Source organism: Ruminiclostridium sufflavum DSM 19573 (assembly GCF_003208175.1).
GTDB lineage: Bacteria > Bacillota > Clostridia > Acetivibrionales > DSM-1351 > Ruminiclostridium > Ruminiclostridium sufflavum.
The window spans coordinates 23067-29146 of record NZ_QKMR01000032.1 but is presented as its reverse complement, the minus strand read 5'-3'; the positions used below and the strand labels follow the sequence as shown (position 1 = coordinate 29146).

Here is a 6080-nt window from a genome sequence, read left to right as displayed (position 1 = left end):
ATTTTGAACACAGTTTGGGTTTGAATTTGTTTTGACTTTAGGAGGCTTCAGCCTCAAACCCAAACTATCGGACGATTATATCGTTTATTTAGCCGATAGTAATTGACTTTTATAATAAGCTTTTATTTTATGCAAAATTTATGTATAATAAATATACTGTTCTATTTAATCTGTTTTTCAATTCAAGTATAAAAATCTGATAAAAATTTCTTGAAGGTACGTGTCTGTTTTTTAATAAAATCTTAGCACTGCTTGGAATGGGAGCTATGGATTAAATATCTATTGCAATTCATACAGATTTACATTATTAAATCCAAATAAATAAAAATCATGAGATGCGCCGTTAACAAAGGCAATTACGATAATTACAGCCAATATGAAAGGCTGAGTAAAAGAACAAGGGGATTCAATGGACAATAAATTGCATGAGGGACATCGTCAAAGAGTCAGAACGAGATATTTAACAGAAGGGATAGATGCATTTGAGGATTATCAAGTGCTGGAGATGCTGCTTTTTTTCTGTATACCTATGAGGGATACGAATGAGCTTGCACATAAAATGCTCAAGAAATACGGATCCTTGGCAGGACTGTTTGAGGCAGACCCAAAGGACATATGTAAAAGCTGCGGGGTAAGTATTAATACTGCTATGCTTGTTTCCATAATACCTTCATTATCAAGAAGATATCTGAAGGACAAGTGGGGAAGCAAGCCTGTTCTGAACAGCTCAACAAAAGCCGGTGAGTATGCCCTGGCCTTATTTACTGGGAGAACATATGAGGTGTTTTTTGTTATATGTCTGGATTCTCAGAATAAGGTGAACTATGCTGCATTACTGCACGAGGGTACATTAAACGAGGTTCCCGTATATCCCAGACTGGTAGTTGAATTGGTTCTGAGACATCAGGCAAATAGCATAATACTTGCACATAATCATCCGGGAGGAAGCTTAAGTCCGTCGAAGGATGATATTGAGCTGACAAGGAGAATACAGTCCGCACTTGAGCCAATATCAGTCAAGGTTATCGACCATATTATTACCGCAGGTGACCGATATATAAGCTTTAAAGAACGGGAATTGATATAAGGTAATCATTTGGCAAAATAACTAATCCAAAAGCCGATGCATATTCCGACTATGCCCAAAAGAAAAGAATATAAAAATGAGTTATGTGCATTGGACTTGCGCAGCTCTATGGAATTTTTATAATAAAGCTCAGCATCAATTCTTGCTTTGGCCTTTGCCAGCTCCAGCATATATTCTGACATCTGTTCGCTGGTTTGCAATTCCAAATCGGTAAGCTCCTGCCGACTAAGTGGTTTCATTTTAACCTCCATGCCGGATTCCCGGCATAAGACAGAATTAATGTATTAATATGAAAAAATTTTATGGTGGCATACCGGCATTTTCACAGCCTTAACTAAGTCTTTTAAATCTATTCTAGTACTATTTATATGAAGCAGATAGTCAAACATTACAGCTTTATTTGAGAGAAAAAAGAAGCTTAATAGGGAGGCAATGGACGGAGGCTTTCCAAGCTGCAAAAAGGGTTGATGAGTTATTTCAGTATTAAATTACAAAATAATATTGAAAAAAATATATAATATGTAAAAATATGGTTGAAATGTTTTCGATAAAGAGTTATATTATATAATATAAAGCTACTTTTTATAAATATTTATTTTTTATTCAAATTTCATTGTTTAGGGGAGTCAAAAATGAAGATTCTAAAGAATGAAGATAAGTTGATTTTGAAGATAGTATTACTTTACAGGCCTTACATAAAAAGAATCAGTATAATATTAGTTTGTATACTTTTCTCATCCGGTATAAGCATGTTAATTCCGCAGATAAGTAAGAATATGATGGATAACGGTTTTATTACAGGGGATACAGCCGTTGTAATAAGATTATCTGCTTTGGCATTAGCTTTAGTTATAATTGATCAGGCCTTGGGAATACTGGAAACTGTTAATCAGGCCTATTTAAATTCAATTATTCCTTATAATCTTTCAAAGAAAGCCTTTAAGCATATAATGGGGCTCAGAATTCAGTATTTCAACAATGTTGGAATAACTGAGCTTATGAGCAATATCAATACTGATGTGGCAAATATCGCAAAAATAACTGATCAATCTACCTTCTATATCATTACAAGTATATTCAAAATATTTGGCGGTTTGATAGGACTGCTGTTAATAGACTGCAAATTAACGCTTATGGTTATATTGATATTGCCTCTCAGATATTTTATTGTCAAGTATCTGGCAAAATTAAGGAAGAAAAGTATCGAGGATTTTATGAAAGCTAATGAAGAGTACTCTGCCTGGTTTGGAGATACATTGGGCGGAATTAGGGAAATAAAGCTATGGAGCTTGAAAAGGGTTAAATGCGGGGAATTCATAAAAAAGCAGAGAAGTATGATTAAATGCAATATAAAGCTCAATATTGTGGATAAAGCTAATATATTATCCGAATCAATAATGTTTCAAATAATTTTCAGTGCTTTATATATTGCCGGTGCTTATATGATATCTGAAAAAAGCTTTACTGTAGGAGGAATGTTTGCTTTTGTTACATATAGTGCAAATGTTATGTCACCGATTTCTGCAATACTGAATATCGGCTATAGCTTTTCGGGTATCCTGCCTTCGGCAGAGAGATTATTTAATTTTTTTGATTTGGAAAAAGAGGGCGGAATTGCAGTCAAACTTCCCCGTTCGAAAGAAATCAAGGGTTCTATAAGATTTGAAAATGTTTCGTTTTGCTATAAAAAACGGGAGCAGGTGCTTAAAAACATCAGCTTTGAGATAAAGCAAGGGGAAAAGGTCGCAATAATCGGTGCTAACGGCTCAGGGAAAAGTACTCTGATAAACATATTACTAAGATTTTATCAGCCCGGTGAGGGTGAAGTATTTATAGATAATGAAAATATAAACAGGATTAACTTAGAGGATTACCGCAGCTTGATTTCCGTTGTCAGTCAAGACAATTATCTTTTTAATGCCTCAGTAGAGGACAATGTATTTTTACCAAATAAGGTATCAAAAATAAAAGCTCTTGATATTGCCACAAAGAAAAAAATCGATTCGTTTATAAGTAAATTACCGGATGGGTATAAGTCTGAGGTAGGTAAAAACGGTTCTAAGCTTTCCGGCGGGCAGAGACAGAAAATTGTGCTGTCTAGGGCCATGGCTAAGAATGCAAAGATTATAATCATGGATGAGGGCACATCTTTTCTGGACTATGAATCGGAGGAACAAATAAACAGGTTTATCAGTGATGAATGCAGGGACAAGACAGTAATTGCCGTTACTCACAAATATGATATTCTGAAAAAAATGGATTGTGTTTTACTGCTGGATAGAGGCAGGCTGAATGATTCAGGGACTCATGACGAGCTGTTGCTGCGTAATGAATTATACAGAGAGGCAATTTTAAGCAGTGCTTCGTCCAGTAGCAAAAAACTGCAAGCATAGAGCTGCTGCTATAAAAATAAAGGAGGAGTGGTCAAGAATTATGAATGAATCAAGGGAACCGTTAGTGCATATGTTTGAAACTCATGGAGGCAGATACCTCTATGATGTCAACAGAAATTCAGTAATTGAAATATCGGAGGAAACATCGAATGCTTTAAAGAATAAGGAAATGGAAAACAAAGGAGTAAAAATGTTAGCAGAAAATGGATTCTTATCAGGTAAACGGGTAACTACTATTGTACATCCCGAGAATGAAGCTGTAGAGTCCTATATGAACAACAAAATCAATATGATTATTATACAGGTTACACAGGCCTGTAATCTGCGTTGCAGGTACTGCCCGTATTCAGGGCAATATGATAACCGCAGCCATACTAATAAAAGAATGAGCCTCGAAATGGCTAAAAGAGGAATAGATTTCCTGTGGGAGCATTCCAAGGATTGTGAGGAAGTAAATTTGGGCTTTTATGGAGGAGAGCCCACTTTAGAATTTAATTTGATAAAGACCTGCATGGAATACGCAAAAATAAAATTTGAAGGGAAGAATGTGAAATTCAGTATTACGACTAATGGTACTGCACTTACAAATGAGATGATAGAGTATTTCTACGATAACAATGTCATACTTATGATTAGTCTTGACGGTCCCAAGGAAATTCATGACAAAAACAGGGTTTTTGCAGACAATTCTGGGTCATTTGAAGCTGTAATGGCTAATGTCAGAAAAATTAAAAGCAGCTATCCTGATTTTTTTCACAAGATTTTATTTAATGTCGTGGCTGATCCGGAAAATGATTACAGCTGTACAAGTAATTTTCTTTCGGGAAACGAAGTTATAAAGGATTCAGTTATTAATTCCAGTGAAGTAAATATGTTTTACAGAAAAGAAGATATTGAAATTTCAGAGGATTTCTGCATAAAAAAAGGATATGAGCTTTTTAAGCTGTTCCTTTCAAAGCTTGGGCGTTTTGATCAGAAAAAGGTATCCCCGTTGGTTTCCGTAAATTATTCATTCCTTGAAAAGATGTACAATGAACAATTAAGAACAGTTGAAGCACTTCCTGACAGATATCATCACGGAGGTCCATGTATTCCCGGAGCCCAGCGTTTATTCATGAGTGTGGACGGGACATTTTATCCTTGCGAGAGAGTCAGCGAGGAATCAGAGGCAGTTAAAATAGGCCATATAGATACAGGAATAGACATTGAAAAAGTAAAGATTTTACTGAATATTGGCAAATTAACCGAAAATGCCTGTAAAAATTGCTGGGCAATACGATATTGCTCATTGTGTCTGGTTTCATGTGATAATCTAAAAGAGCTTTCGGCAGCACAAAAGTCCAAGTACTGCAAAAATGTAAAGGCTGATGTGGGAAATAGGCTTAAGGATATTTGCGTATTAAAGGATATCGGGATAAATTTTCATAATTACTAAACAGGAGGCTGAAAAATGGAGAGAGTAGGTTTGGTTTACCCGTATAACAGGAAGTTTACGCCATTTCTAAGATACGGCAGTCTGAGGAAGGACTTCCGTGAGCTTAGGCTGGCAGCTCCTTCAGGCTGGGGTATGGCAGGAAAGGATGCAAGCCGGGCGGATGACGGCTATTATATAGGCTTGAGTGTGGCTTCTGATTTTCAAAGCGAACTCAAGGGTTGCGATACAGTGATTTTTTGTGATTACAGCCTGCCCCTAGATTTTGAAAAACACATTTATACGAAAATAGAACAGAGCATGCATGAGAAGAAAAATATTATATGCATGCTTAAGCTTGAGAAGGAGACAGAACGTAAGATCAGAACCATCTGTGCATATGAGGGAATAGAATTTATCTGTTATGGAGATGAGCCTGATACAAACTACTTAGAAGAATATAAGCCTGAAGCGGATCTGAAAATCAAAACAATTAATACTCCTGTGATTTTTGTTCTGGGAGTCGGGGAAAGTACAAATAAATTTGATCTTCAACTGGCGTTGCGTGATTATTATTTGGAAAGTGGATACAGGGTGAGTCAGGTCGGTACAAGGAAATACTGTGAATATGCGGGCTTTCACTCTTTCCCGGGGTTTATGCTTGATAATTCTATTTCTGAAGCTGATAAGGTTTTTTGCTTCAATAATTTTATAAAAAGAATTGAAGAGTCCGAAAATCCGGATATTTTTATTATTGGTGTGCCCGGTGGAATAATTCCTATAAATGACATTCTGTTTCAGGATTTCGGGATGCTGGCATATCAGGTTTCTTGTGCTGTCAGACCGGATGTATGTATTTTAAGCCTATACTATAACCAATATGACCATAATCTTTTCAGGGATGTAAATAATTCTGTCAAGCATAAATTCGGATATGAAATAGACTGCTTTAACATTTCAAATATCAAATTGGATATGGCATATTCAATCCAAAAACGAAAAATGAGCTTTTTAAATGTAGATTACCGATGCTGTGATGAGGCTGCAAATACAATAAATTTGCCTGACAGACCTGTCTTTAATATATCAAACGGACATGATGCAGAAAAGATAAGCGAATTTACGCAAGGCTTACTTGAAAAGTATGCGGAGATAGCTTTGGTAAACGAGGCATAAATGATGTGAAAGA

Annotated in this window: 5 protein-coding genes; 4 read left to right on the top strand and 1 reads right to left on the bottom strand. The window is 35.9% G+C overall.

All coding sequences use genetic code 11. From position 1 onward, the window contains the following. The first annotated feature begins 409 nt into the window (after nucleotides 1-409). Nucleotides 410-1087 carry a JAB domain-containing protein gene (locus LY28_RS18075; RefSeq protein WP_110463575.1) on the top strand — a complete coding sequence of 226 codons (678 nt, stop codon included), beginning with the start codon at nucleotides 410-412 and terminating at the stop codon, nucleotides 1085-1087. A 5-nt stretch (nucleotides 1088-1092) separates the two neighbouring features. Here the strand turns inward: LY28_RS18075 and LY28_RS18070 are convergent, their stop codons facing one another. Then, on the bottom strand, nucleotides 1093-1326 hold the full coding sequence (locus tag LY28_RS18070; protein WP_110463574.1) for a hypothetical protein: 234 nt from the start codon (nucleotides 1324-1326) through the stop codon (nucleotides 1093-1095). Nucleotides 1327-1719: 393 nt separating this feature from the next. Here LY28_RS18070 and LY28_RS18065 point away from each other — a divergent pair, with 393 nt between their 5' ends. From LY28_RS18065 to LY28_RS18055, 3 genes are read left to right on the top strand one after another with little or no spacing between them, the layout of a single operon-like run. Then, nucleotides 1720-3480, top strand: a complete 1761-nt coding sequence (locus LY28_RS18065) for an ABC transporter ATP-binding protein (RefSeq protein ID WP_110463573.1) — start codon at nucleotides 1720-1722, stop codon at nucleotides 3478-3480. Between the two features lie 40 nt (nucleotides 3481-3520). Continuing rightward, nucleotides 3521-4915 (top strand): Cys-rich peptide radical SAM maturase CcpM, encoded by a 1395-nt coding sequence (gene ccpM / locus LY28_RS18060; RefSeq protein ID WP_110463572.1) that lies wholly within the window; start codon nucleotides 3521-3523, stop codon nucleotides 4913-4915. Nucleotides 4916-4930: 15 nt separating this feature from the next. After that, the gene (locus LY28_RS18055; RefSeq protein ID WP_110463571.1) at nucleotides 4931-6067 is read left to right on the top strand and encodes a TIGR04066 family peptide maturation system protein; all 1137 of its coding nucleotides are present in this window, start codon (nucleotides 4931-4933) and stop codon (nucleotides 6065-6067) included. Nucleotides 6068-6080: the final 13 nt, after the last annotated feature.